The sequence below is a fragment of the Massiliimalia massiliensis genome, from assembly GCF_900155615.1.
GTDB classification, from domain to species: Bacteria; Bacillota; Clostridia; order Oscillospirales; family Ruminococcaceae; genus Massiliimalia; species Massiliimalia massiliensis.
In genome coordinates this window covers 460340-485706 of record NZ_FUHT01000003.1, presented here as the reverse complement: position 1 = coordinate 485706, position 25367 = coordinate 460340, and the positions used below count along the sequence as shown (strand labels likewise).

The 25367-nt window shown below is 46.6% G+C and carries 19 protein-coding genes, 1 tRNA gene and 1 riboswitch; of the genes, 3 read left to right on the top strand and 17 right to left on the bottom strand.

The features are described from left to right. The first annotated feature begins 74 nt into the window (after nt 1–74). Nucleotides 75–1631, top strand: coding sequence for a response regulator (locus CZ360_RS06400; RefSeq protein ID WP_077533336.1), 1557 nt, complete (start codon nt 75–77; stop codon nt 1629–1631). 72 nt (nt 1632–1703) lie between these two features. On the opposite strand, the gene CZ360_RS06395 is transcribed toward CZ360_RS06400, so the two are convergent. Beyond that, nucleotides 1704–1777 (bottom strand) — tRNA-Gly (locus tag CZ360_RS06395). Nucleotides 1778–2132: 355 nt separating this feature from the next. After that, nucleotides 2133–2208, top strand: a riboswitch (cyclic di-GMP riboswitch). Nucleotides 2209–2326: 118 nt separating this feature from the next. Here CZ360_RS06395 and CZ360_RS06390 point away from each other — a divergent pair. Further along, a complete protein-coding gene (locus CZ360_RS06390; RefSeq protein WP_077533335.1) occupies nt 2327–4075 on the top strand; it encodes a hypothetical protein in 1749 nt (582 codons plus the stop codon). Between the two features lie 86 nt (nt 4076–4161). On the opposite strand, the gene CZ360_RS06385 is transcribed toward CZ360_RS06390, so the two are convergent. From CZ360_RS06385 to CZ360_RS06350, 9 genes are all read right to left on the bottom strand, one after another. Next, a complete protein-coding gene (locus CZ360_RS06385) occupies nt 4162–5157 on the bottom strand; it encodes an SIS domain-containing protein (RefSeq protein ID WP_077533334.1) in 996 nt (331 codons plus the stop codon). A gap of 26 nt (nt 5158–5183) precedes the next feature. Then, entirely contained in the window at nt 5184–6041 is an 858-nt protein-coding gene (locus CZ360_RS06380; RefSeq protein WP_159438146.1) for a YitT family protein, read from the bottom strand. Between the two features lie 101 nt (nt 6042–6142). Beyond that, nucleotides 6143–8149: a glycoside hydrolase family 31 protein gene (locus tag CZ360_RS06375; protein ID WP_077533332.1), complete on the bottom strand. Its 2007-nt coding sequence runs from the start codon at nt 8147–8149 to the stop codon at nt 6143–6145. A 39-nt stretch (nt 8150–8188) separates the two neighbouring features. After that, nucleotides 8189–9727 (bottom strand): response regulator, encoded by a 1539-nt coding sequence (locus CZ360_RS06370; RefSeq protein ID WP_077533331.1) that lies wholly within the window; start codon nt 9725–9727, stop codon nt 8189–8191. Between the two features lie 12 nt (nt 9728–9739). Next, nucleotides 9740–11515: a histidine kinase gene (locus CZ360_RS06365; protein ID WP_159438145.1), complete on the bottom strand. Its 1776-nt coding sequence runs from the start codon at nt 11513–11515 to the stop codon at nt 9740–9742. A gap of 99 nt (nt 11516–11614) precedes the next feature. Beyond that, entirely contained in the window at nt 11615–12451 is an 837-nt protein-coding gene (locus CZ360_RS06360) for a carbohydrate ABC transporter permease (RefSeq protein ID WP_077533329.1), read from the bottom strand. Further along, nucleotides 12448–13380: a carbohydrate ABC transporter permease gene (locus tag CZ360_RS06355; RefSeq protein ID WP_159438144.1), complete on the bottom strand. Its 933-nt coding sequence runs from the start codon at nt 13378–13380 to the stop codon at nt 12448–12450. The genes CZ360_RS06360 and CZ360_RS06355 overlap by 4 nt, the downstream gene beginning before the upstream one ends. Nucleotides 13381–13382: 2 nt before the next feature. After that, the gene (locus CZ360_RS14025; RefSeq protein WP_159438142.1) at nt 13383–13541 is read right to left on the bottom strand and encodes a hypothetical protein; all 159 of its coding nucleotides are present in this window, start codon (nt 13539–13541) and stop codon (nt 13383–13385) included. A 1-nt stretch (nt 13542) separates the two neighbouring features. Further along, nucleotides 13543–14814, bottom strand: a complete 1272-nt coding sequence (locus CZ360_RS06350) for a sugar ABC transporter substrate-binding protein (protein WP_159438141.1) — start codon at nt 14812–14814, stop codon at nt 13543–13545. Nucleotides 14815–15055: 241 nt separating this feature from the next. Between CZ360_RS06350 and frlD the strand changes: the two genes are divergently transcribed. Continuing rightward, the gene (gene frlD / locus CZ360_RS06345) at nt 15056–15838 is read left to right on the top strand and encodes a fructoselysine 6-kinase (protein ID WP_077533326.1); all 783 of its coding nucleotides are present in this window, start codon (nt 15056–15058) and stop codon (nt 15836–15838) included. A gap of 47 nt (nt 15839–15885) precedes the next feature. Here the strand turns inward: frlD and CZ360_RS06340 are convergent, their stop codons facing one another. The 7 genes from CZ360_RS06340 to CZ360_RS06310 all read right to left on the bottom strand — a co-directional run bounded on the left by CZ360_RS06340 (nt 15886) and on the right by CZ360_RS06310 (nt 25204). After that, on the bottom strand, nt 15886–16929 hold the full coding sequence (locus CZ360_RS06340; protein ID WP_077533325.1) for a transglutaminase domain-containing protein: 1044 nt from the start codon (nt 16927–16929) through the stop codon (nt 15886–15888). Between the two features lie 147 nt (nt 16930–17076). Continuing rightward, nucleotides 17077–18606, bottom strand: coding sequence for a response regulator (locus CZ360_RS06335; protein WP_077533324.1), 1530 nt, complete (start codon nt 18604–18606; stop codon nt 17077–17079). Between the two features lie 9 nt (nt 18607–18615). After that, nucleotides 18616–20358, bottom strand: coding sequence for a cache domain-containing sensor histidine kinase (locus CZ360_RS06330; protein ID WP_077533323.1), 1743 nt, complete (start codon nt 20356–20358; stop codon nt 18616–18618). Between the two features lie 86 nt (nt 20359–20444). Next, complete coding sequence (locus CZ360_RS06325; protein ID WP_143530172.1) at nt 20445–21941, bottom strand: glycoside hydrolase family 32 protein; 1497 nt, start codon at nt 21939–21941, stop codon at nt 20445–20447. A 61-nt stretch (nt 21942–22002) separates the two neighbouring features. After that, nucleotides 22003–22827: a carbohydrate ABC transporter permease gene (locus CZ360_RS06320; RefSeq protein ID WP_077533322.1), complete on the bottom strand. Its 825-nt coding sequence runs from the start codon at nt 22825–22827 to the stop codon at nt 22003–22005. 15 nt (nt 22828–22842) lie between these two features. Next, a complete protein-coding gene (locus CZ360_RS06315) occupies nt 22843–23727 on the bottom strand; it encodes a carbohydrate ABC transporter permease (protein WP_077533321.1) in 885 nt (294 codons plus the stop codon). 115 nt (nt 23728–23842) lie between these two features. After that, nucleotides 23843–25204, bottom strand: a complete 1362-nt coding sequence (locus CZ360_RS06310; RefSeq protein ID WP_077533320.1) for an ABC transporter substrate-binding protein — start codon at nt 25202–25204, stop codon at nt 23843–23845. Between the last annotated feature and the right edge of the window lie 163 nt (nt 25205–25367).

Below are 25367 nucleotides of genomic sequence, written 5' to 3'. Positions count from 1 at the left end.
TCTATGCCTTTTCTTATGAACGAAAAAGTATAGATTCATTGGCAAAACCTCGAATAGAAAGGAAAGGAAACGATATGTACCGTTTGGTTTTAATTGATGATGAAGAATTAGCATTGGAACACCTATCCAATTGTCTGGATTACACACAACTACATATCGAAATCTGCGGCACTAGCAACAATGGTAACAGCGGATTAGAACTGATCTGCCTGAACAATCCTGATATTGTCGTGACTGATATTAAAATGCCTGGACTAACCGGGATTGATCTGCTTAAAACACTTTCTGGATTTGAATCTCCTCCTGAAGTAATTTTTGTTTCCGGCTACAGCGATTTCGAATATGCAAAACAGGCAATCCAGTATGGAGCCAGCGACTATATCCTAAAGCCGATTTCTCCAGATGAACTTTCTCAAGCGCTGCAAAAAGCGATTATAAAAATCCTGAAAAAACGAAAAGCAGCACAAGAGCGGCTAGAGCTCTACCAATCTTTTAAAGAAATCCAGACCTCCTACGAGTTTCAATCTCTGAAAAGTTATTTAATTGGGCAATCTCCTATGGTACCTGAAACAACACATCTGCTTCCTGATAATCTCACAGTCTATATCATGCTAACCGTTTCGGTTTCGGACGAAAGGAAACGTCCTCTATCTGACATATGGAATCAGATAACAAAGCTTGCCCTGACACCCAATACTCTGATTTTTGATAATGGTTCTATTTCCAGTATTCTCTTAGGCAGCTTCTCGGATGAGAATATTTCTTCCCAAGCCATGGCGTTAGCAGAAAAAATTATTATGGTATTGGAAAAGGACGAAAATCTGGATGTAACCATTGGAATAAGCAACGTCTGTCACGATAAATCAAAATTTCCAGACATCTTTGCTCAGTCTTCTCAAGTACTGTTACAAAAGCTATTTTTTCCTGATCAAAAAGTATTCTATTATCATCAATCACATATTACAGAGGATCAGTTCTTTTCCAAGGTATGTTCTACTCTGTTGAATTACATGAAAACAGCCGATAAAACTTCGGTTTCTCATTATCTCAAAACTGTTTTTCAAAGCATGCATTCTTTAGACACACAGACTGCCATCACCAAAAATCAAACTGAATTTTGGTGCCGAATTATTTTAGAAATTGAGCATACGCAGTCTTTTATTCACAAACATATCATAACCAATGATCTGCTGAACGAATGGATTCGTTCTATGAACTATGCGAAAACGCACAATGAGTTGTTCGTTTTAGTAGAACGCACCATATATGATTTTGTAGACCTAATGAATTCTGGGCATTCGGCCAATACAAAATCTGTGATTCAAAATGCGCTGATCTATATAGAGGAAAATTATGCACAGCATCTGACACTTGCCAAAGTCGCACAGCATGTATATTTGAGCAATTCTCGTTTCAGTACACTATTCGCAGAAGAGATGAAGGAGCCATTCTCAAAATATCTTACCAATAAGAGAATTGAAAAGGCGAAGGAACTCATGAAAAATCCTTATGCTAAAATTTATGAAATTTCCTATGCTGTCGGATTTCAAGACGCCCGATATTTTAGCGCTGTGTTTAAAAGGTCAACCGGCCTTACACCGATGGAATATTTAAAAAGGCAACATCTCTAAATACGGTTAAGAAGAGAGGCGAACACGTCTTGGAATGCTAATCATTCCAAGACGTGTTCGCCTCTCTTCACATGGAGCGGATGACGGGAATCGAACCCGCGTATCCAGCTTGGGAAGCTGGTGTTCTGCCATTGAACTACATCCGCATATCGTTATATATTTTACACTTCTTTCAATATTTTGTCAAGTAAAATCTCTAAAGATATCATTCGATTTGGTTACTACATGCTAAATGACAGCATCTCTTCAACTGTATAATTATCTACTTTTCTACTTGATTTTTCAGGATTAAAGATTATAATTAAATATATGATGTGATGGTTTTGTGACAAATTTATGGATCTACAAGAATTTACCTTGGCTTGTATTGCATGTTCTTACAGAAAAGCTACACCTTTTCGTTCTGGACTTTTTTGGTTTTTTCTCTTCGATTTTAAGGGATTTGTAAAGCCTATTTTGACAGAACGAAAAGGTGTATTTTTTATTTCATAAATCCATTAAACCGATAAATGGCAAAGCAGATGAAAATCTGTGACGCAAAGCTATAGGGCCTGTAAAATGGCAGCCAGTTACCGAATTGTGATAGGACTGCTGCTATAGGATTAAAAAGGCCTATAGCAGCAGCTTTTTTCTTTACATTAAATGGAATTTGGCATGGCCTTTCCCACAATTCAAAAGACAAGGAGTATGATAGTATGAAAAAATGGACAGCACTGTTCCTCTCCCTCTGCACCGCATTTATGATGCTTGTGGTTCCACTTCCAGTCGCTGCACAAATCACTGTGACTGATATCACTGACCTCTCTCAGATTACCGGCTCCGGCAGCTACAGGTTGTCTCAAAGCGTTACACTGACAGATATGGTGACGATTCCGGACGGAATGGAGATCACAATCGATCTAAATGGACAAACCATTACTGGTGCTTCAGGCAAATACCTGATTGAAAATCACGGTATCCTTACTGTAAATGGAAATGGTACACTGAATTCGCAGGGGCCGGGCGGTATCCGCAATTATGGTTCGCTTACGCTTAACGGCGGCACCATCAATATCCCAACTGGAAATTATGGAGGCGGTGGTATCTTTAACCGGGATACAGGAACGCTGATAATTAACCAGGTCGTTGTAAATACCGATTACTATGCTTTGTATAATAACGGCGACTGTCTGATTAACAACGGTGAATTCCATTCCACCTCTTCTAACCGGGCTGGATCAGGCAACTGGGCTTATTGCATCAGTAATAATCATAAAATGACCATTAAAAATGCAACTGTCACTGGCATTCAGGGCGCAGTAGCTTCCTCTTCCGGAACACTTACCATCTACAATGGCAATTTTTCCACTAAGCAGGATGATCCCACCTCTTTCTACGCACTCTATGTAGCAGGCGAACGCGGAGAGGTTTCCGCTAATATTTATGGCGGTACCTATTCCAGTCCCAAATATGCCGCTTACATTGGAAATGATAATACAAACGGCGACGGGGGATTGAATCTGCCTGCTGTTGCCTATATCTCAGGAGGAAGCTTTACTGGCGGAACAGGCGCATTGCTTCCCTGCAAAAATACCGGTTCCGTCTCTATTACAGGCGGTACCTATAACACTGATATTACATCACTCCTGACAAAATGCTATCAGCAGGATAGTACCGGAGCAATCAAAGAGGCTCATTCCTGGGACCAGGGCAAGGTAACCACCCCTGCCACTGCCCAAAAGGAAGGCGTTATGACCTATACCTGCTCTGTTTGTCAGGAAACCAAGACTTCCGTAATCCCTAAGGTTGATCCAGGCGAAGTGATTCCAGATATCTCCATTTCACAGGGCGCCCCTCAAACTGCTATTTCGGCAGATAAAGAAGCGCTTCTCCATGCAGTTTTAACCAGCGATGAACAAAAACTGGTTGAAAGCGGGACAGATATCCGCATTATACTGAATGTCCGAAGCGCCGATCATACGGTAAGCGATGAAATTCGGCAAATCATTGAAAAAAATTTAGGAAGCTTTACGTTAGGCCAGCATCTGGATCTGAGTATGACAAAAATGATCGGAAGCCAGCAAACAGACGTTACCCAGCTTAACAGTGAGATTCCAATTGTCATTCAGGTTCCGGAAGAACTGCAAAACGGGAATGAAAATGTAAAGCGCAGCTTTGCCGTGATCCGCGTCCATTTGGATGACAAAACCGGCCAGTATCTTACTACCGCCCTACCGGATATTGACGACAATGACGAAACCGTGACAATTATGACTGACTGTTTCTCCGCATACGCCCTGGCTTATCAGGACGCCGAGTCAAAGGATTCAGCCGTAACGGAAACAACCACCAATGCCGAAACTCTGGATCATAATCAGATTCTCCTCTGGGCCGGACTTTCTCTCGTTTCACTAACGTTAGTTTCACTTCTTTTGTCACACAGAAGGAAGCTTGTCAAAAAATAAAATATTTATGAAAGACCGGAAGGGGGATTTCCCTTCCGGTCTTTTTTGAATCATGGAGCTGTTTCCATCGTATTGATCTTACCTAGTTAGTAATCCAGTCTGCGGTAATACCGGCGGATTTCCATCGGATGGCAGCTCACCTGCTCCAGATGGGCGTCAATCCGTTGTGTCACAGCATGCATCACCAAATGGGACAAAAATCCCCGGTATTTTGGACTGATGCCTGGCAGGTCATACTCCTTGGTGTCAATCACAGTATAGTTCGCGCAGATTCTCGGCAGGAAACGCGCTACTCGTTCGGCCAGCGGGCGCTCCGCGTCCTCACCGACAAAAACTGTTACCGGCGTATCCTTCTCCACTATCTCGAGCATTCCATGGAAAAATTCCGCCGCATGGATTGACTTGGTGCGAATCCAGTGCATCTCTTCCCAATAGCACATCGCATAGGAATAGGTCGCGCCCCAAAGGATTCCCGCACCAACAAAATAGTGCAAAGCGTCCTTTTCATGCGCCTTGGCAAATTCCAGGCCGAATGTATCCGCCTTTTTTTCCACCTCTATCAGCGCTTTGGCAAGATGCTGTTCCATCTCTTCATAAAAGCTTTCATATTCATCAAACTCGTTGTTTCGGTACATAAACCGGTGCGCGGTCATAAACAGCTTTAACTGCTCATTGCCGGGATAGGAAATACAGTCGTCCACCATCCCAACCAGGGGTACATCCTCTTTGTCAATAAAACCAAACACCCTTACCCCACGCTCTTTTGCCAGCCTTACAACGTTGACAATCTCTTCGGTGCTCCCCGTCACAGTCGAAAAGATCATGACAGCGCCTTTTTTGAATTTTTTGTTTGTATTAGTTAGAAGTTCCGCCGCGTTTTCGAGATAAACCGGGATCAGGCTGTTTCCGCTCAGATAGTTTACCACCTGCATACCGGAAGCATATGTTCCGCCGATTCCGACATAGAATAAACTGTCATATCCCTGCTCTACGATTCCATCTACAATCTTTTCCACAGCTCCCCGGAGCTTCAACGCGCCGTTAACGCTGTCTAGCTGTTTTTGTTCATCAAATTTCAGCATATTTTTCCTCCTGTTTTGATCTTTATTTATCCCCCCGACTGGAAGCCATACCCGACAACCTCAGTCGCAGAAACAACGATTACAAACGCATCCGGGTCAATTTTATGTACCACCCTTTTTAGCCTATGATATTCATTCTGCCGAACCGCACACAGAAGTGTTTCATTTTCGGTATTGGAATAGGCTCCGATGCTTGGGATTTTCGTCACGCCCCGTTCCAGCTCATGCATCACAAAGTCCGAGACTTCTTTTCCGAACCGGGTGACCAGCATCACCATCTTCCCGTTTTCGGTTCCGCAGAGCACCAGGTCGATCAGCTTTGACTGGACATACATTGAAATCATAGCATACATCGCAGAATCAAAATTCCGGTAAGCAATCATCGCTAAGATGATCACCACTATGTCGGACGCAAGCACCAGTGTGCTGATCTTGAAACGCGGATATTTTTTCTTCACCAAAAGATTGGCGATATCCAATCCGCCTGTGGAGCCCTCACAGTAAAAAGTAATTCCCACGCCTACCCCGATCAATACTCCGCCGAACACAGCCGCCAGGAGCGTACTGCCGGAATAGGACGGCAGATAGCAGTAAACATGGTCGTATATCAACGCAAAGCTCAGCACGGATATCATTGTCTTGAGGATAAACGTCTTTCCCAGATAAATCCATCCTAAAATCAGCAGCGGCAGGTTAATTGCCGCAGTGACCAGCCCGATTGGCGCGCCGGTAAGGAAATTAATCACTGTCGCAAGTCCGGACACGCCGCCCGGTGCAATCTGGTTGGGCGCGGTAAATATATAGACGCCCAGCGCATAGATCGCTGTTCCCACGACAGTTAAAAGGATATCCCGCAATAAAACAGGGGCTTTTAATCTTATCATATCAAATGGCCATTCCTTTCTATCCATCAGGATGGAAGCCCTGCCCCTTTGACTTTCATCCGAATTTGAAAGTATGCTTTGTCTAAGCTGCTCTGCTCTGTTTATCCCTTACGGAAAACAGAGAGCATCGACTCGGAATTTGTAAATACCGGGATATGGTCAAGTGAAAGAGAGACAGCAGCCGTGCTTCCGCCATCCCAGTGTTTTCCGGTGCTAACCTCAATCCACTCGCTTCCCTCCGGCAGATAAACATCACGCTGTTTCATGCCTGCGTACATCACCGGCGCGATCAGGAGATTCGGCCCAAACATATAGGCATCTTCCACATCCCAGCAATTTTTATCCTCCGGGTAATCATAAAACATCGGGCGCATTGGCGGGGTTCCTTTTTCATGTGCATCTTTCATCAGTCTGCGGATATATGGGCGCAGACGTTCCCTCAGTTCGATATGTTCCTTCAGGATAGGATATGCTTTCTCCCCAAAGCTCCAAATCTCATTTGGCGCCCCGGAATCGCACATGCCTCCTCCTACCTCGTTCGACATCGGATCCTCATAAGGCAGCCGGTAGCCGTGAAGCCGCATAACCGGACAGAAGGTGCCATATTCAAACCATCTGATCAGCAGTTCGCGGAAGGCCGGATCATCCGGATATCCGCCGTTAAACCCGCCGATATCAGTCGTCCACCAGGGAATTCCCGCAACTGCCATGTTAAGTCCCGCTGCAAACTGGTCACGCATGGATTCAAAGCTGGAATGGATATCGCCGGACCAGACCAGCGCGCCATACCTCTGACTGCCAGCCCATGCACAGCGCAAAAGGTTCAGAGGCTTTGTTTCCCCCGCTGAAACCAATCCGTCGTAGAAGCCCTTTGCGTACAGAGCCGGGTAAATATTTCCAACCTGCAGATTGCTGCCAATCGCATAGCGGTAGAGGTCAAAGTCATAAACAGAGTATTCCGGCTCCGCTACATCCAGCCAATATGTCCGGATGCCAAGATCATAATAGTGATTTTTCACCTTATTCCATACATATGCGCGAGCTTCTGGATTTGTGGCATCGTAAAACGTTTCATTTCCTAAAAACTGCATCTGCGTACGCACGCCCCGGTCTGTGCCGACCAGCAGGCCCTGCTCCAGCATTTCCTGATAGTTTTCACAGTTAGCGTCTACCGTAGGCCAGATAGACACCATTAGCTCGATTCCCATTTCCTTGAGTTCCGCTACCATTCCCTTCGGATCGGGCCAGTATTTCCGATCAAAGTCCCAGGTGCCCTGATTCGGCCAATGGAAATAGTCGATTACCAGCACAGAAAGCGGAATGCCTCTCCGATGATATTCCCGCGCGACCTCTAACAGTTCCTCCTGGGTACGGTATCGCAGCTTGCATTGCCAAAAGCCCATTGCGTATTCCGGCATCATTGGCGGAAGCCCGGTCACCTGGGAATAGGAATGCATAATCTCAGCCGGTGTGTCTCCGGCAGTAATCCAATAGTCAAGCTGTTTGGTTGAAAGAGAGCTCCATTCGGTCACATTGGTGCCAAATGTCACTCTGCCGATTGCCGGGTTATTCCAAAGGAAGCCATAGCCCTGATCGGAAAGGACAAACGGCACGCTTGCCTGAGAATTTCTCTGAGCAAGCTCCAAGGTACTCCCCTTCAGGTTCAGGATATCCTGTTGGTACTGCCCCATACCAAAAAGCTTTTCCTTCCGGTTCGATTCAAACCGCATGGCGAGCTGATAGTCCCCGCCGAGAATCGGCCTGAGTTCCCTCGCATCGACCTTCAATAGGCTGTTAAATCCACCGTAAGCCGCTTCTGTCCGAAGGTATTCCTCCAGAAGCAATGTTTTTCCATCCCGGTAAAATAAAATTTTTCCGTTATCCAAAACCTGAGCAGTAATTTTTCCGTTGATAACCAATGCATTTTGTCCGTCTATGGTAATCTGCGCATTGCTCTCCGATTCAAGCAACGCCCAGTTTTCCTCTTCCATCTTAAAATTTTTGGTCGCGCGGACGCGCAGACCATTCTCTCCCCATGGTTCAATCCACAGCTTTTCCCTGTCATATTCCCGGACAAGCCGGTTTCCAACCTGTTTTAAAATCGCCATAAAGTCCTCCTTCTCTTTCATAATTGACTCAAAAGTGTATTATTCTGATTCCTTGTTAAGCTGTAACACAATATTGCGGTACTCGCTTGGGGTAATCCCCACGTTCTTCTTAAAAGTTTTCGCAAAATAACGGGTGTCATGGAATCCGGACTCCTGCGCAATCTGCAAAATTTTACAGCTTGGGTCGCGAAGCAGCCGTTTCGCATGGTCGATACGCAGGTTCATCAGATAAGTAACAAAGTTGCTTCCCGTATATTTTTTAAAGGTAGTGCTGAAATAAGAGGCATTTAAATTTGCATGTTCCGCTACCTCCTCCAGCGATAAATCCTGATCAAAATGGGTATTGATATATTCGATGGCCTGATCCAAATTCTGCTCTAGCCGCAGATTTTTGACTACCGTCATCTTTTCTTTAATTTTAGACAGGAACACGTTAAAGTCAGCTTCCAAATCAGCAAGCACATGATAGCGGTCGATTAAGTCAAGCTGTATTTTGATTTCCTCGTAATCCTCCTTCGTGATCCCGTTGTGCCGGAGCACCGGCTCGAATTGCCCGATCAATTCCTCCAATATTCTGCGCAGATCAGAAACCGGAGTTTTGTCCTGTGCAAAGCGCAGGAACAGGTCGGCTGTTTCCCGATCCGCCTTTTCAAATTCAGAGGAAAGCAGATGCCGCAGAATGGAAAGCGCGGTCTTTTCTGTGTCACAGGAAGATTCAGGTACCGGATGGTAATCATAAATCCGATTCCCCTGATAATAGAGCTCCTGCTTGGCTGCATTCAACGCCTGCCGGTATCCCTGCTGGATCTCCCCACAGTCGATCACAGGGCGGCTGATGCCAATGCTGCATTTTATCTCGCATTCATTCTGCCATGTGAGAAATTCCTCAAGCTTCTCCCGAAACTGCTCCTCCTGCGGCAAAACCCATAAAAACCGCAGCGGCCCCACCTGTAAAAAAAGCTGGTGATAGCCAGTAGGCTGCAGTTCCCGATAAAGCGCCTGATACAGCTCGGTTCCATCTAATCCATCCTGTTCGGTAAATTCCAATACGGCAAACACCATAGCGCAGCCTTCAAAGCCAAAATGCCTGAGCCATTGCAGGGATTCCTGATCCCCGTACCGAATGGCCCTAAGCAGCATCGTTTCATAGTGCTTCTGGTTTCCTTCAGACGATTCCGGCTGGTGCGCCAGCGCGCTGCTCGTGCTGTCAAGATCCTGGATCGCCTGTTCAATCACAGAAATCAGCTTTTCCTGGTCAACTGGTTTTAAAATGTACTCGCAAACCTGCAGGGAAATGGCTGTTTTCGCATAGTCAAACCGGCTGTATCCGCTTATAATAATAATTTTTAGAAGCGGATATTTCATGCGCAGCTTTGCGCTGAGTTCCAGTCCGTCCATATCTGGCATACAGATATCGGTGATCAAAATATCCACCTCATTTTCCTGTGCGTATTCCAACAGGACGGATGGATTCTGAAAGCTGATTACCTCTGCTTTTCCGGACAAACGTTTCCGCAAAAGCTCTGTAATCCCCTTTAAAATTTTAGGTTCGTCATCGGTCACCGCGATTTTATACATCTTGTTCCTCCGTTACCGTACCTTCGGAACCCGCAGATAGACACAGGTTCCTATTCCTACCTTACTTTCAATCCAAAGATGATATTCTTCTCCGAACCGAAGCTTCAGCGTTTTATTGATATTCTTGATTCCAATGCCCCTGCTGTCCTTCCCCATAATCTGCTCCATCATCTCGGGCGGAATTCCGCATCCATTATCCCGGACGGCAATCAGGATATCTCCATCCTGCTCCTTCATGGCAAGATCAATCCGGCAGTCATCCAATTGGTTTTGGAACGCATGCAGCAGGGCATTCTCCACAAAAGGCTGAAAAATGAATTTAATCGTTTTAAATTGCAGCAGGGAAGCGTCAATATGATAAGAAACTGAAAATTTTTCTTCAAACCGGAAATGCTGGATATAGAGATACTGCTTTAGCTGGTGGAATTCCTCCTCAAAGGTGACATATTCTCCGGAATCCTTGATCGAATAGCGCAGGATACTGGAGAGGCAGGTCAATGCCTTAGAGACCTCCGGCAAATCCTTGTCATAAGCAACCCAGCTGATGCTTTCCAGGGTATTATAGATAAAATGAGGATTTAACTGACTCTGTATCAGCTTAATCTCTTTTTCCTTATCCTGGGAATACGCTTCTTTCAACTGTCCAATCAAAAAATTAATCCGCTCGCTCATCTGCCCGAACGCTCGGTACAGTCCGCCGATCTCATCGCTCCGGTCAGTGGAAAGCTGCTGCCCAATTTTATCCAGCTCGTCAATATGATCCATCACCACGATCATCGCCTGAATGGGACGCACCATCTGACGGTTGATCATAATTCCGCAGAACAGGGCAAACAGGCAAAGAAAGAATACCACGATTCCAAAATAAATTTTAAACACAGTCACCTGTGTGTAGATCATATCCTTTGGGATAATATTGACAAACACCCAATCCGAATATTCAGAGGTTTCATAAAGATAGCAGTATGATCCGGTATGATCCTCATATTCGAGAAGCTTCATCGGTTCATTCTCCTGCAGTCCGGAAAGGAGCTTGCTGTCCAGCAGGCTTAAATCCAATTCCGTCTCTTGGTTATACCAAACAAGCTGGCTGCTTCCGTCCAAAATTGCCAGCATTTCCTGAGTATTGTTTTGATGCAGCGAGGTAACATCCTCAAAGGAAAGGGTAGAAACATGCATTACGCCCAGCCCGATCAGGTCATTCTGATGATAGATATTCCGGATTGCTTTCCGGCCGGAGATAAAATAAGCTGCTTTCCCCTGGCTTTTCCTGATATTCGGGTTGGCTTCCCAGACAATAGACTGTTTTGGGGTATTCATCTCTTCCACAAAATCGACCATCTGGCGCTCATTTTCCCGGATGAATTCCTCAAAATTCCCATAGCCGGAAATGGATACCAGACTGCTCTGATCCGGGAAAATCAGAGAAAATGCCCCGACATATCCCCTGGACGCACGCACCCGCGCCAGAATCATCTGAATACGGTTGTCCTCGTCCATCGAGGCTGAGAGCACTCCTTCTTGCGAGGACATTTTCAAAAGCTCGGGATAATTATAAATTGTATCGATGCTCTGCTCATAATCCCTTAGCAGGGAATCTACATTGTCCTTGACATTAGTCAGGCTGGTAATGCGGAAGTATTCTTCACTCTCAATCGTGTTTTTCTGGATGACGGAAAAAAGCACGCCGCTGATCAGCGCAAGAGGAAGCAAAACAATAAAAATGATGATAATTGCAACCTTCCCGTTGAGCGGTGTGTTTTTTTCTTTTTGTATCAATCTCTCCAACAGGAGTTTCCCAGCCTGATTTTTTCTCAAATTTAACACTCCGATACAAAAATCTGATCTGTTTTTGTATATTATACCAGTTGCCAGAGAAATCTGCAATTAACCTTTTACAGAACCGGCTGTAATTCCGCCGACAATATGCTTCTGAGTTAGGATAAAGATGATAATGACCGGCAGTGAAGAGACCGTAGCAGTTGCCATCAGGTTTCCCCATTTGGTTCCGTGCTGCCCGATGAAGGTTCGCATCCCTACAGTAATCGTCCAATATTCTCGGTCTGGCAGCAATACCAGCGCATAGATAAATTCACCCCATGCAAAGATAAAGCTGAACGCGGCACAGGTGACCAGTGCAGGCAGCGTCAGAGGCAGGACAATCCGGAAAAAAGTTTTCCAGTTGGAGCATCCGTCAATATATGCCGCATCCTCCAATCCCTGCGGAATCGCAAGAAAGGAGGTGCGCAGTACCAGCGCGATAAAGGGCAGTGACGAAGTAATATTTGCCACGATAACTCCTGCAAAGCTGTTGGTCAGTCCCCATTTGGAAAACATTGCATAGAGCGGGAGCGCAATCGAATTGCTTGGAACCATCTGAATGATAATCAGCAAAAACAGCGCAATGCCGGCGCCCTTTAAATTTTTTCGCGCCAGCGCATAGGAAATTGGCGCAGCCAAGAGAATCGAGCCCGCCATGGCAAAAACCGCGATGATTGCGGAGTTTTTAAAGTAATTCAGAAATTCGATGTCCTTAAAAAGGACGGAATAATTCCCAAGATAGAAATCCTTCGGAAAAAATGTAGGCGGGTTGGCAAAGATTTCCGCACTGGTTTTAAAGGAGGATATCAGCATCCAGTAAATGGGGAACAGGAAAATCAAGATGATAATCAATCCCAGGAGACTCTGGAAAATCCCTTTATGTTTTCGTAAAAGCTTACTCATGCTTCCATCTCCTCCTTATTGGAAAAATGGATGTACACAACGGCCAGCAGCGCGATCAGGACAAAGGAGATACAGGATGCCGCCGCCCCTTCCCCAAACTTGAACATTTTAAACGACTGTTCATAGGAGTAATACGGCAGGATCTGCGAAGAATTAGCCGGGCCGCCGGAGGTCATGGCATAAATGATATCAAAGACCTTGAAGGTATAGATGAAACCTAAAAGCAGCAGTACCATGATCGTCGGCTTCAGCATTGGAACAGTGATATAAAAGAATTTTTTGACGCTCCCCGCGCCGTCGATTACTGCCGATTCATAGAGCTCATTCCCGATTCCCTGAATCCCTGAGAGCAGGATCACCATATTAAACGGAATCCCGATCCAGACATTCCCCAAGATGACGCTTGCCAGTGAGGTCTGGGTGCTGGCAAGAAAATTGATTGGCTCTGAAATAATCCCAATCTGCATCAGCAGATAATTGAAAATCCCGATATCGCCTGCCAGCAGCCATTTAAAAATAGCGCCTGTAATAATCCCGGGGTTCATCCAGGCGATCAGGATGATTGCTCTCATCCATTTCGCACCCCTAAACTGTTTATTAAAGTAAAGTGCAAACAGAAAGCCTACCGAAAACTGGAATACCAGGCTGAACAACACAAAAACGAAGGTGTTTTGGAAGGAATTCCAGAAATATTTGTCCGCAAAGATGGCGGAGAAGTTCGCAAAGCCGATGAATTTTTGCTGGCTTGCATCCGTAAGGTTGCTGATATTTATTTCCTTAAAGCTCATCACGATATTATACCAAATCGGATAAATCATAAAAATCGCGATAAAAGCAAGAGCCGGGACAGTAAAAGAATAATCAATATATCGTCCGCTCCGGAAAAACTTTTTTCCGGAGTTCAGCAACGGTGATTTTTGTTTTTTCATAATTAAGACCATGCCTTTCGCAGAATCGGCCGGATATCGCCGTTTCGGCAATCAATCCATGATTGACCGTAATCCCAATTTTCTGCCTGCAAAGCAGAGAAAGCGGCAAACTTTGGATTTGCCATGCCCCCATTTTCCGGGACATGGCAAATCCGGTTCAAGCTATTTCCCTTCGCTTGCTTTGAATTCTTCATACAGTGGAGTGATGGTAGCCGCCGCGTCATTCAGCGCGTCCTGTGCGGACTGATCGCCGGACATGGCAGAACTGATCGCAGTTTGCAGAGCTTTTGACATTTCATTGTATTTGCCGCCGTAAGCACGCGGACGCGCGCTTTTGAGCTGGTCGATAAACACCTTGTTAATTGGGTCGTCCTGATAATACGGGTCTTCTGCCAGCACGCTGTCCGCCGGAAGCTGGCCCAGGCCCTTTAAGAACTCTTGATAGCGTTCCGGCTCTACAAGATATTCTACAAAGTTCCAGATTCCGTCAATGTCGGTATCCTTCCCAATCCCGAAGCTTTCGCCGCCCAGGATAGAAGCAAATTCGCCGTCGGCCTTCTTTGGAATCATGGCAAGGTCCCACTCCATATCCGGCGCATTTTCCTGCAAAGGCACAACATTCCACGGGCCGTTGAGCATCATCGCGACCCGTCCGGTTTCAAACAGGACACGGGCGTCCTCCTGGCTGTGATTGACGGTATCAGAGCTCATAACGCCCTCTTTAATCATGGTGGAGAACATGTCGAGCGCCTCTACAGTACCCGGAGCCGCAACATTATCGAGATCCTCCCCGGCCGACCACATAAACGGCAGGAACTGGAACACCGCGTCTTCTCCAGCTCCTCCAGCCATGGCAAAGCCATACATATCGTCTGTTGCAACGCTCTTGGCGGTCTCATAAAGTTGATCCCAGGTCGTCGGAGGCGTTTCGATCAAATCAGTGCGGTAGAACAATGCGACACAGTTTGCATAAACTGGGAAGCCATAAAGCTTTCCGGCAACTTCATGCTCTGCCACGACCCCCTCCAGGGTATCCTTCATCACGCCGCTCTCGTTGATCCGGTCAGTAATATCTGCTAAAATCCCGGCTTCTACAAAGGTCGCGGTAGAGTTACCGTCATAGATAAACAGTTCCGGCAGATCGCCGCCCGCCGCGGTAACCAGAATTTTCTGGATGTATTCGCTGTATGGGATATAGGAGATTTTGATGGTCGGCCCACCAGTTTCATCCTTATATGACTTCACCATATCAGCCAGCAAAGCCTGCTGTGATTCGCTGTCCCAGTAATGCCAAAGGTTTAATTCCTTTGTTTCTGCCTGCCCGCCGTTATTTGCATTGCCGGAATTGTCTTTCCCGTCCGTTCCGCCGGCACAGGAGGTGATTCCAACTGCCAGTGCTGCTGCAAGAAGCAGTGCAAGTGTCTTTTTAAACATATCCATTCCTCTTTTCTTGTATTTTTTGTGAAAATTTCTATATTTTTATTATATCTTACCAATAAATGAAAAAAAACGACAATATTTCTATATCATGTGTAATATCTTTGCAAAACATGTAGTTGATTTTTGGAATGAGGTTCTATTTTTTGGAATCCTTGTTTTTTCGTTGACTTGCTATAATATCTGTGATATATTATAACAAATTCAGTAAAAATTTCCAAACACGGGAGGGCTTTTGATGAAAATTGTCACAGTGGGCGATAACTGCATGGACGTTTATGAGCAAACAGGCAAGGCATATCCGGGCGGTAATCCGGTCAATGTTGCCGTCTATTTAAGGCGACTCAACCATGCTGTAGATTATGTGGGTGTTGTAGGAACCGATCATTATGGCAGTCTGATGCTTGACGCCCTCTCTGAAAAGGGAATCGGGATCAGCCATGTCCACCAAATTCCTGGAGAAACAGCACGCTCTTCTGTCGAACTGCACGACGGCGACCGTGTGTTTGGGGATTACTTTGAAGGCGTGATGGCTTCCTTCAGCCTTTCGGAGGAGGATATCCAGTTTATCTGCTCGCATGAACTCATGCATACCGCATATTGGGGAGAAACCGACCGTTTTCTTCCCAGGCTGAGGGAAGGCGGAGTCTTGATTTGTTATGATTTTGCCGACAAGCTGGATGATCCTAAAGTGGAAAAGCTGCTCCCTTACGTGGATTATCCCCTTTTTTCCTATAAACAGGATGACGAATATATCCGCAGCTATCTCAAAAATGCTCATGTAACCGGAGCAAAGCTTTCGATTGCCACCCTGGGCAGAAACGGAAGTCTCGTTTACGATGGGAAAACGTTTTATACCTATGGCATCGAGGATACTGCAGTAGTGGATACCATGGGCGCGGGAGATTCCTATATCGCGGGATTTCTTGCCGGAATTGCAGAGGGAAAAACAGTAGAGGAATGTATGAGGATGGGAACCCATTCCTCTGCGGTTACACTCGGATACAGCGGCGCATGGTAATACAAGCTATAAAAGGAGCCGTCCTCCGAATAGGAGGACGGCTCCTTTTATGACTTCTCCCAATTTTGATATGAAAACTCCACAGCCTGTTCCGGCTGGTTCTCTGTATAATAAAGAATCACCTGATTCTTCCGGTCGAGCTCAAACCGTATTCCGTTCCACAACGGCGCAAACCGGTCATCCTCCGCCGGATAGTTTGTCCCTTTGAGGAGATTTGCAGAGGCAAGATCATAGTCCGCCGGATCAAAATCCCCTGCCTGATCCCGTCGGGCTGCAGTCATCCCAAAATACTGCAGTCCACCGGGCGAGGCAGTACATTCAAAGGTTGGGTCGACATAATAGTACTTTCCCCCCAGGGTAATGAGATTCCATTCGTGCGCCTGGGTTGCATCGCGGTTAAGAGAACCACAGGTAGTCGCGTCCACCCCTACCTGTAAAAGCAGGTAGGAATAGGCGCCGGCAAATTCCTGGCAAATTCCAATCCGTTCCATTAGGGTGCGGTACGGAGACAGGTTTACCCCATTAGCCTCATCCTCTTCTCCCCCCAGAGCCTCGTAATCATAGCGGATGCTCCTGGTAAAGCCGTAGTAGAGAGACAGCGCTTTTTCAAGCTCATCATCGTTTTCCCTGACGTTCTCGGTAATCCAGCCGGCAACTGCCTCCTTAAAAGCCTCAATCCTTTTTAGGTATTCCTCCCTTTCGATGCTGTATCCAATTCTGCCGACACCGTTTTCATATTTGCAGTCATCCCAATCCAGATAAGCCCAAATCACCGGCAGGCACTCCCGGGAGGCAGAAAGAATATCATAGTAGGTCGCCTGGTCGGGACAGTCAAATTCGTTATCCCCAGCCAACGCCGCATCACAAAAGGCATAGAATACCGGTTCAAATTCTTCCCCGTAAGCGTCTATCAATACAGAAGAGAGGACATGCGGCTGAAATGTATACCGATAGGGCTGTTCCTCCTGAGACTGGCTCGCCTCGGATGAAACAGCAGCGGAGCTTTCCGCTTTCTCCCGAATCCAGCCGCAGCCAGAAAAAACAGCGCCCAAACAACACACTGCCAGCAAACCTGCCAAAAACTGTTTCATCCACGCAGCACTTCCTTCCTCTTATTCTCATTCTACCCTGTAATCCGCTGCTTATCAAACAAAAATTCAGCTAAGAATCAGTAACAAAACAGAAACCCGGACAGAAACATATGCTCTGCCTGGGTTTTTATCTGCTTTATGATTCAACTATAGAAACCGGCTGCGGTACTGCTCCGGAGTGCAGCCTAAAAGCACTTTGAACTTATCACAGAAATACCGGTAATTTTGGAATCCCACCTGCTCATAAATTTCTTTTACCTTCATTCCCTGCGACAGCATCAGCTTTGCGTGCTCCATCCGAACAAAATTGATATACTTGATGTAGGTCTGTCCTACCTGTTCCTTAAAGAGCATGCTAAAATAAGTGGGCTGCATCCTGCACAGGGAAGCAAGAAACGGCAGGGTAATCGGCTCGCTGTAATGGCGGTCAATATATTCCTTCGCAGGCAGAACACTTTTTTCCTCCGACTGTTTTTGTTCATTCAGCCATGCTACCATCCCTTCAAATACCGAGAATACCCAATCTGCGATATCCGCCGCTTTGTTATACTGCCGTATTTCCACATGAGGTAAAAACGGTTTCCCGTCCCGGTCAAATTCCCGGCCCGTCTCCCGGCAAAGCCCTATCCCAATATGCACCAGCTTCAGGCACTCGCTGTAAAACAGATCCAGCGCCAGCCCGCTCTCCAAAAGAAGATTGAGCATTTCGTCTACCTTTTCCAACACCTTCCGATATTCTCCTATATGGAAGGAATAGACGATGCTGTTGGTGCCATTCAATAACTGTGCCGGCGGAGTCAGGGTATAGGACAGCTCCCGCGCAGCGACAAAGGGTTCATCGGCATATTCTGCATATTCGAGCGCCTGCTGCCCATCCTTGAGTCCATAGGCGAGTTCCGCTATCCCGGAGCAAACATTGCCCAGCCCGGCAGCCTCCACAATGCCGTCAAGCACCAGGCCTTCACAGAAGATATGGAAATGCGCCTCAAACGCTGCATGGTCAAATGCAATCGGGAAGGACAATAATAAAACCAGCGATTCATCCAGGTATGACGCACAGTGATAAACTCCGCTCTCTACAAACTCCTGTGCAAATCGCTGCCCAACCAATTCTTTCCCATCCGGCTGCGCCGGCTTAAAAACAGCCGCCGCAAAGCTTTGCAGTCCCGCCAGATCAACCTGGTATTTTTCCTTTAGCTTCTCCAGGGTCTCCTGCGTCTGTACCGGAAAATGAATCAGCTCTTCCATCGCCTCCGACAGCCTTGTCTGCTGCTCCCGGCTTTCCTGATTAAATTTAGCCCGGGCTTCAAACACCTGCTCAATTTTCCGATAAACCTCCTCTATCTTTTCAACTGTAACCGGCTTATCGATATAATCGATTACTCCCAGGCGCAAAGCGGAGCGTGCATATTCAAATTCATTATATCCGCTGATCACAACAAAAACTGTAGACGGAAGGGCCTGCTTGACAGCAGCGATTAAATCCAATCCATTCATTCCCGGCATTCGGATATCGGTTAATACAATATCCGGCTTTTTCTCAAGGATCTGTTCCCTTGCACTGATTCCGTCATAAGCAGCACCGCATACTTCCGCACCAAGGCGCTCCCAGTCAACCAGCAGCCGCAGCCCCTCAATTGCGAGAAATTCATCATCTACTAAAAATACCTGGTACATCGTTCCCCCCTATTCATCCCGATCCGGGATTGTAACCGTAACACGGGTGCCTTTTTGCGGTTCGCTTTCAAACTGGCAGCCATATTCCCCGCCGTATTTCAGACGAATCCGCTCCGTCACGTTCTGAATGCCAACGCCCTGCGGCATAGAATCATCTACAGTCATTCCGACACCGTTATCTTCTACGACAAATATCATCCTGCTATCCTTTAATTCTCCGGTGACTGTCAGTTCCCAGTCTCCGGTTTTGGTTTCCAGCCCATGATAAATCGCATTTTCCACCAACGGCTGGAGCAGGAGCTTTAACATTTTCTTCTGCATCATTTCCGGCGCAACCAAAAGCTGAAAGTGAATCCGGTTTTGATACCGAATGTTTTGAATGTTGATATACTTTTTGATATGCTCAATTTCCGTTTCGACTGTAATCATGTCATTTCCTCGTTTGAGCGCTATTTTAAAAATATCAGAAAGGGAGATTGCCATATCGGCGACATCTGAATTTTTTCCAAATTTTGCAAGCCAATACATTGTAGCAAGCGTATTATAAAAAAAATGCGGATTGATCTGTGCCTGGAGCGCATTGAGTTCCGCTTCCTTTTCCAGCAGGGATAAGCTGGTGATTTTTTGGTTTAGCTGTTCATTTTGCTGGATCATCATCTGGAACCGTTTCCCTATCAGGCCGATCTCATCGTCCTTAAATTCTATCGAGGCCGCTGTTTCACGGTCTTCCATCCGTTCAATCAGGCGGTTGAGCTGTTTTAACGGACGGGTGATAGTGTTAGCGGCAAGGATCGAGAAAAAGACTGAGAACAGGATCAAAATAAGGATCACAATTGTAGTGATCAATGGAATCGTCAACCCGTCTGAAACCAGCTTTGCATTTTCAATCACATGGATCAAATCCCAACCTGTCCGTTGGTTGCGGATATGAGTAATAATATAGTGGTCAGAATCAAAGGAGTCCGGATAAGCGCCGAGCGCTTCTTTAAGATCGTCAGTTTCTCCAACCTGCATACCGATATAGCCGATTTTATCGCTTTTGGGATCAGCCAGCAGATAGCAGGAGTCGTCCGACTGGATTGCCATCGGATACACCTCGTTGAAATAAGCCATCAGTACATTGACCACCAATATACCATAGGTTTCTCCGGTACGGGTATCCTTTAACAGCTTTGTGACAGAAACACAGTCCGGATTATTCTGCTGAACGGCATATTCCCCCAGCACATCATAAAGGAAATAGCATTCCTTTCCATCCTCCCCGACTGTCTGCTGATACCAGCTTTTATCTGAAATGTCCTGAAAATGGATTTTCCAAAGGTCGGCAGCGGAATAAGGAAACGGAGTGTATTGGTATTTGAAGCCTTCTTCGCTTAAAAGAAACATACTGAAAAACTGACTGTTGTCCGAAACCATATCGGAAATCAGCGTATCCAAGCTCTGTACTGTCCTCGCATCCAGGTATCCCTTTGGATTCTCCCGATATGCTCTCATATAATTTTTGATAGTCTGATCTCCCAAAACCGAACGGGAAAGTGTTTCCATGTTCCGGGACAGGAGATTGACAATATTGTTGGAGATGTCAAGATTGTTTGCAAAAAGCTCCGTCGTGCTGTCCCGGACGTTCTTGGTGGCGATAACAAAGGAAATGCTTCCCACCAAAATCAACGGAATGATTCCGATCGCAAGCGTGAAATATAAAAATTTGTTCCGTACCTTTCCGAAGGAAAGCAGTTCTTTTAGCCCATGCATTTTGACTCACCCTAATCCATCATACCAAAAACAAAGAAAATTGCCAACTTTTTTACAAAGCCATTTTCAGGAAAGCCCTTTCTTCCTCAGCCAATCGGATTTAGCTTCCAGATATCAAGCGAGAGCAGCTTTGCCGACCCGCCCCTGCAGAATATTTCTATCCCGTCACAGGTCGGGTCAGGATAGATCAGGTTGGTCATACAGCTTTTCCCGCCGTTCGCGAAGAGTTCGATGCAGGAGGTATCTGCAAAAATTCGGAGCGTAAGTGTCCCATCCGCTTCCGGCAGGCAGGTGCATCGGCTGATTCCTTTGCTGCAGTTGTCTGCCTGGCTGCGGTCAACGGAAAGCTCCTGTGTACCGAGATCATACTGGACGACCGTCCGTATCTTCTCTTCTTCTCCCATCCGCAGATACACACCAGCTTGTTTCGCCGAGCTGTTTAAAATATCCCATTTTATCTCAATCTCCAGGCATTCTCCGCTCACCCTGTCCCGGATGAACCGGCTGCCTGGTAAAAGGACAGCGCTCTCCCAATGAAAGCGTTCTCCCCGCAAAGCGGCTGTCTCCTCCGCAGGTTCACAGATTAACCGGTTTTCTTCATCCAGATGAAGAACGCGGGGCAGAGAGATGGAACCGCACCAGTTTTGCTCTACAGTCGGGCCAAAGGAGGTAAACCAGGGCATCCAGTCCCAAGAATTGAGCCAGCCGAACATTACCCGGCGATGACTGTTATCCTCAAAGGTCTGCGGCGCATAATACTCAAAGCCATAGTCCAATTCCCCTTTTGTCTGCCAGTGGAAGGTTCCGGATTCATAGTCAAAATCTCCGACAAGATACAGCCCTTTTACTTTGCCCAGACCCATCGGGGAAAAAATCAGTACATATTTTCCGTCAAGCGGAAAGAAATCCGGGCATTCCCACATGGTGCCGAGCGAGCCGTCGCTTTCTGCCAGCACACTTTTATATTCCCAGTCCACCATATCCTTCGAAGTATAAAGCAGCGCCTTGCCGCGATTATCCTTGCAGGAGCCCAACACCATATAATAGGTATCTCCATGTTTCCAGATATTTGGGTCTCGGAAATTTTCCGATCCTTCGGGCGGAAAGCCCGGGATCACCGGATTGTGCTCATATTTGTGAAACCGTATCCCATCCTGGCTGGTAGCCAGACACTGCACTTGGCGCAGGTTTTCACCCGCCCAGGTTGAGCCGCAGTAAATCACCTTGATTTTATCGTCATCTGCCATGGCGCAGCCGGTGAAAATTCCTCCCTTCGGGTGGGTATCATAGGGTTCGCTCGGTGCAATTGCAATCGGGAGATGCTCCCAATGCACCAGGTCTCTGCTTTTCGCATGGCCCCAGTGAATATCGCCCCAAAGCGGGGAATAGGGATTAAACTGGTAAAAAATATGATATTCTCCCTGAAACTGCACCAGGCCGCAGGGATCATTGATCCAGTAGGCGGGCGCCATTAGATGGTATTTCATCCTTCGCGGGTCTTTGGCTACCTCCTCCCTTACCTGGGAGACAGAAGCTTCCGCCTTCTCGATCGCTTCTTGATGGCGGCGGTCAATCTCATTCATGGTAATCACCTTGCTTTATGTAACACAAAGCTTCCTTTCTTGTTTCTATCTTTCACTCTGCTTATCCTTTTACCGCTCCGGCGGAAAGCCCGTCGATAATTTTCCGATTCAGGATCAGGTAAAGCGCCAGGGTCGGGACAATCGCGGCACAGATGGTAGCGAAGGTGGGACCCCATTCCCGGTTTCCACGGTCATCAATGAAGGAAGCCAGGCCTACCTGGAGCATTTTATTTTCATTGCTGGAAACAAAGGTTTGTGAAATTAAAAGATCGTTCCAAATCCCAACAAAGGTCAGCATAATCACTGTGACAAATCCGTTTAAAGAAAGCGGGATGACAATTTTAAAGAAGCATCGGTAGATGTCGCAGCCGTCGATAACCGCTGCCTCCAGAATCTCATCCGGCAGGTATTTATAAAAGCCGGTAAGAAGATAGAAGGCCATCGAAAGAGAGGTACAGCTAAAAACTACGATCAGTCCCAGCAAGGAGTTGAGCAGATGGGTCTGCTGGAGCAGCAGGAACTGCGGCAGCAGCAGCACAAACGCCGGAATAAACATCCCCATCGTAAGATAAAGGAGCGCAAGATTTGAGCCCTTCCATTTCATCTTCGTAACGGCGAAAGCCGCGGTGGAGCTGAATATCCAGACAAATATAATGGAAACCACCGTAACAATCAACGTGTTCTTAAAGAGGACGCCCAAATTTGCCTGTTCAATCGCAACGGTATAGTTGTCGAGGTAAAGGCTCTCCGGCAAGGTGAACATTGGCTTGATAAATTCCGCCGAGGTTTTGAAGGAGGACAATATCAGCCAGATAATTGGATATAGGTCGATAACCAATAAAAAGATAATGAAAAATTTTAGGATGCCTCTTCCCAGTCTTTGCATGAAATTTCCTCCTTCCTAGACGTTTTCTTTTCGATCCAGACGCATAACGACCTGGGTCAGCACAATTGTAAGCACCAACATCACAATGGCAATTGTACTTCCATAGCCATACTGCCACTTGGTGAATGCAATCTTGTACATATAGATGGAGAGTACCGTCGTCACCCGTCCGGGCCCGCCGTCTGTCAAAACAAGCGGCATATCGTAAACCTTCAGCGAGTTCATAATCGCCAGAACAACACACATAATAGTAACCGGCTTTAAAAGCGGCAGCACGATTTTCCAGATGGTGGTCAGCTTCCCGGCCCCGTCAATCCGGGCCGCTTCCTCTACCTCCGGCGGAACATTAATCAGCCCTGCATAAAAAATAATGGTATAATATCCAATCCCCTTCCAGAGATCGACCAGACAAACCATCCACATTGCGGTCGCGGAATCCCCAGTCCAGCCCCGGATCAGGGAATCCAGCCCCATAACATCCAGCAGGCTGTTCAGAAGCCCATAGGTCGGCGTCACCTCCAGCACCTTGGAAAAGAGCGCTGCTGCCGCCACGCCGGGAATTACAACCGGCAGGTAAATAATGGTACGGGCCGCATTAGAAAAATGGTTGAGCCCGTATTGCAGCATCAAGGCAACAATCAGCCCAAATACGATCCAGCCGCCGCCGGTCACGAAGAAATACTGCATTGTAGTTAAAAAGCTCTCCTTAAAATTAACGTCCCCAAAGAGCTTTGCATAGTTTTGCAGGCCCACAAACTCAAAATTGACGTTTGGTGTCCCTTCAAAAAAGGTGAAGTAAAATGATTGGCACATCGGGAAAAATACGACAGCCGTATACGCGATAATAGCAGGCAGAATAAAAACCAGGATTGCCTTTTTGTCCCGGAGAATTTTTTCCATCTTGTTCCCTCCTACAGAATAATTTTCTCACCCTCTGATAACAGAAAGCCGCCGATCTTTTTACCGGCGGCTTTGTTTGTCATGCTTCAGATAACAGATTCTATTTTAACGTTGCTTATTCCGCCGGGAAGGCCTCGTCAACGGAATCGGCCAGACGGTCGCAGTATTCCTGCGGAGTCATGCTGCCCTCTGCCAGCAATTGTGCATTTTCAAGCGCAATATCAGTGGTTGCACTGTCCATCTTCGCTTCAAACCAGAGGGTTGGGTACTGAGATTTCTGAAGCTGGTCAACGATCAACTGCTGAGTTGGGGAATAATCCAGATCCTTTGTAGTGACGTATGGGGTCATGATTCCGATTTCGCTCTGACGGTCGCCCATGGTTGTAAACAGGTACTTTAAGAAGTCATGAGTTTTTCCAGTCTCAAATTTTTCTTTTCCGAGGCAAAGCGCGGTCGCACAGGACAGGTCATCCATCTGGGAAGCGTGTTCCATATCGATGCTGCTGCCTTCGATTCCGGGCGGAATGAAGTAGCCGATATTCTCTTCCCCTAGAGTGTTAACCTCTGGGTCTGTCCAGGTGGCAAGCAGCCAGGAGCCGCTGTACATCATCGCCGCCTGCCCTGTCAGGAACATCTGGTATTGCGTAGAGGCTTCTACAGTGTTAAAGCCCTCGCCAAAATATCCGTTCTGGAACATTTTCTGCGCTTCGGTTGCCGCTTCTACAAAGATATCATCCCGGAAGCTGCGGTTGTTTTTGTTTTGACTTGCATCAAGATGAACGCTTTCCCCTTCCATCCGGTCGGCATAGAGCATAATCCATCTGGTAATCGGCCATTTATCAGAACCGTTGCAGGCCAGGGGCTGCACGCCTGCCTCTTTAATATCTGCGCAGAGCTGCTGGAATTCCTGCCAGGAGGTGGGGACACTCCACCCCTTTTCCTCAAACATCTGCTTGTTATACCAAACGCCGTTGGTGGTCAGTTGCATTGGCAGAGAATAAATATGTTCGTGATTGCTTAAAACATGCTTGGAATTGATTGCGCCCGGCAGGACAACATCCTCAAGCTCTACGCCGATCCTTGAAAAATCCTCGTCGATATCAACGATTGCGTCCCGCTCAATCAGCGCATCCAGGGAGGTTCCGTCCTCATAGGTAAACATATCCGGAACGTCGTTGGAGGAAATCAGAATCGCAATTTTAGAAGCAATGTCGTATTTCTTTACCGTTTCAAACTCATAGCTGAAATTTGGATGGTCTTTGATATAATCATCCAGCGCCAGTTTCACTGGATGCACGTCGCTGGTTGGATCATCGGCTGAATTTTCGGAAATGACCTTAAAGGTATACGGTGCATCCGCGTCACCGGAAGCATTGCCGCTGGTGTTCCCGCTCTCATTGGAGCCGCAGGAGGCAAAAGCGGTCGTCATCATGGCGGCAGCCAAAATTGCCGCCAGAGATTTTTTGCTCATTTTCATAGTTTTTCTCCCTTTTCTATGTCAGGGCAGAAGCCCTGAGGCGTCGATGTTCGATTTTGCTATACGCGTATTAGCTTTATTCATAATTTATCATAGAACCGTTCATATTCCTAGTGCCAATTTTTTCAAAAATACAGATTTTTTATAAAAAACAACCTGATAA

Bases quoted from the DNA above. Each gene is read 5' to 3' on its own strand.
- CZ360_RS06330 (WP_077533323.1), bottom strand. From the start codon at position 20,358: ATGCATGGGCTAAAAGAACTGCTTTCCTTCGGAAAGGTACGGAACAAA.
- CZ360_RS06315 (WP_077533321.1), bottom strand. From the start codon at position 23,727: ATGGAAAAAATTCTCCGGGACAAAAAGGCAATCCTGGTTTTTATTCTG.
- CZ360_RS06355 (WP_159438144.1), bottom strand. From the start codon at position 13,380: ATGAAAAAACAAAAATCACCGTTGCTGAACTCCGGAAAAAAGTTTTTC.
- CZ360_RS06340 (WP_077533325.1), bottom strand. From the start codon at position 16,929: ATGAAACAGTTTTTGGCAGGTTTGCTGGCAGTGTGTTGTTTGGGCGCT.
- CZ360_RS06360 (WP_077533329.1), bottom strand. From the start codon at position 12,451: ATGAGTAAGCTTTTACGAAAACATAAAGGGATTTTCCAGAGTCTCCTG.
- CZ360_RS06375 (WP_077533332.1), bottom strand. From the start codon at position 8,149: ATGGCGATTTTAAAACAGGTTGGAAACCGGCTTGTCCGGGAATATGAC.
- CZ360_RS06350 (WP_159438141.1), bottom strand. From the start codon at position 14,814: ATGTTTAAAAAGACACTTGCACTGCTTCTTGCAGCAGCACTGGCAGTT.
- CZ360_RS06385 (WP_077533334.1), bottom strand. From the start codon at position 5,157: ATGCTGAAATTTGATGAACAAAAACAGCTAGACAGCGTTAACGGCGCG.
- CZ360_RS06325 (WP_143530172.1), bottom strand. From the start codon at position 21,941: ATGAATGAGATTGACCGCCGCCATCAAGAAGCGATCGAGAAGGCGGAA.
- CZ360_RS06320 (WP_077533322.1), bottom strand. From the start codon at position 22,827: ATGCAAAGACTGGGAAGAGGCATCCTAAAATTTTTCATTATCTTTTTA.
- CZ360_RS06380 (WP_159438146.1), bottom strand. From the start codon at position 6,041: ATGATAAGATTAAAAGCCCCTGTTTTATTGCGGGATATCCTTTTAACT.
- CZ360_RS06370 (WP_077533331.1), bottom strand. From the start codon at position 9,727: ATGTATAAAATCGCGGTGACCGATGACGAACCTAAAATTTTAAAGGGG.
- CZ360_RS06310 (WP_077533320.1), bottom strand. From the start codon at position 25,204: ATGAAAATGAGCAAAAAATCTCTGGCGGCAATTTTGGCTGCCGCCATG.
- CZ360_RS06335 (WP_077533324.1), bottom strand. From the start codon at position 18,606: ATGTACCAGGTATTTTTAGTAGATGATGAATTTCTCGCAATTGAGGGG.
- frlD (WP_077533326.1), top strand. From the start codon at position 15,056: ATGAAAATTGTCACAGTGGGCGATAACTGCATGGACGTTTATGAGCAA.
- CZ360_RS06400 (WP_077533336.1), top strand. From the start codon at position 75: ATGTACCGTTTGGTTTTAATTGATGATGAAGAATTAGCATTGGAACAC.
- CZ360_RS06390 (WP_077533335.1), top strand. From the start codon at position 2,327: ATGAAAAAATGGACAGCACTGTTCCTCTCCCTCTGCACCGCATTTATG.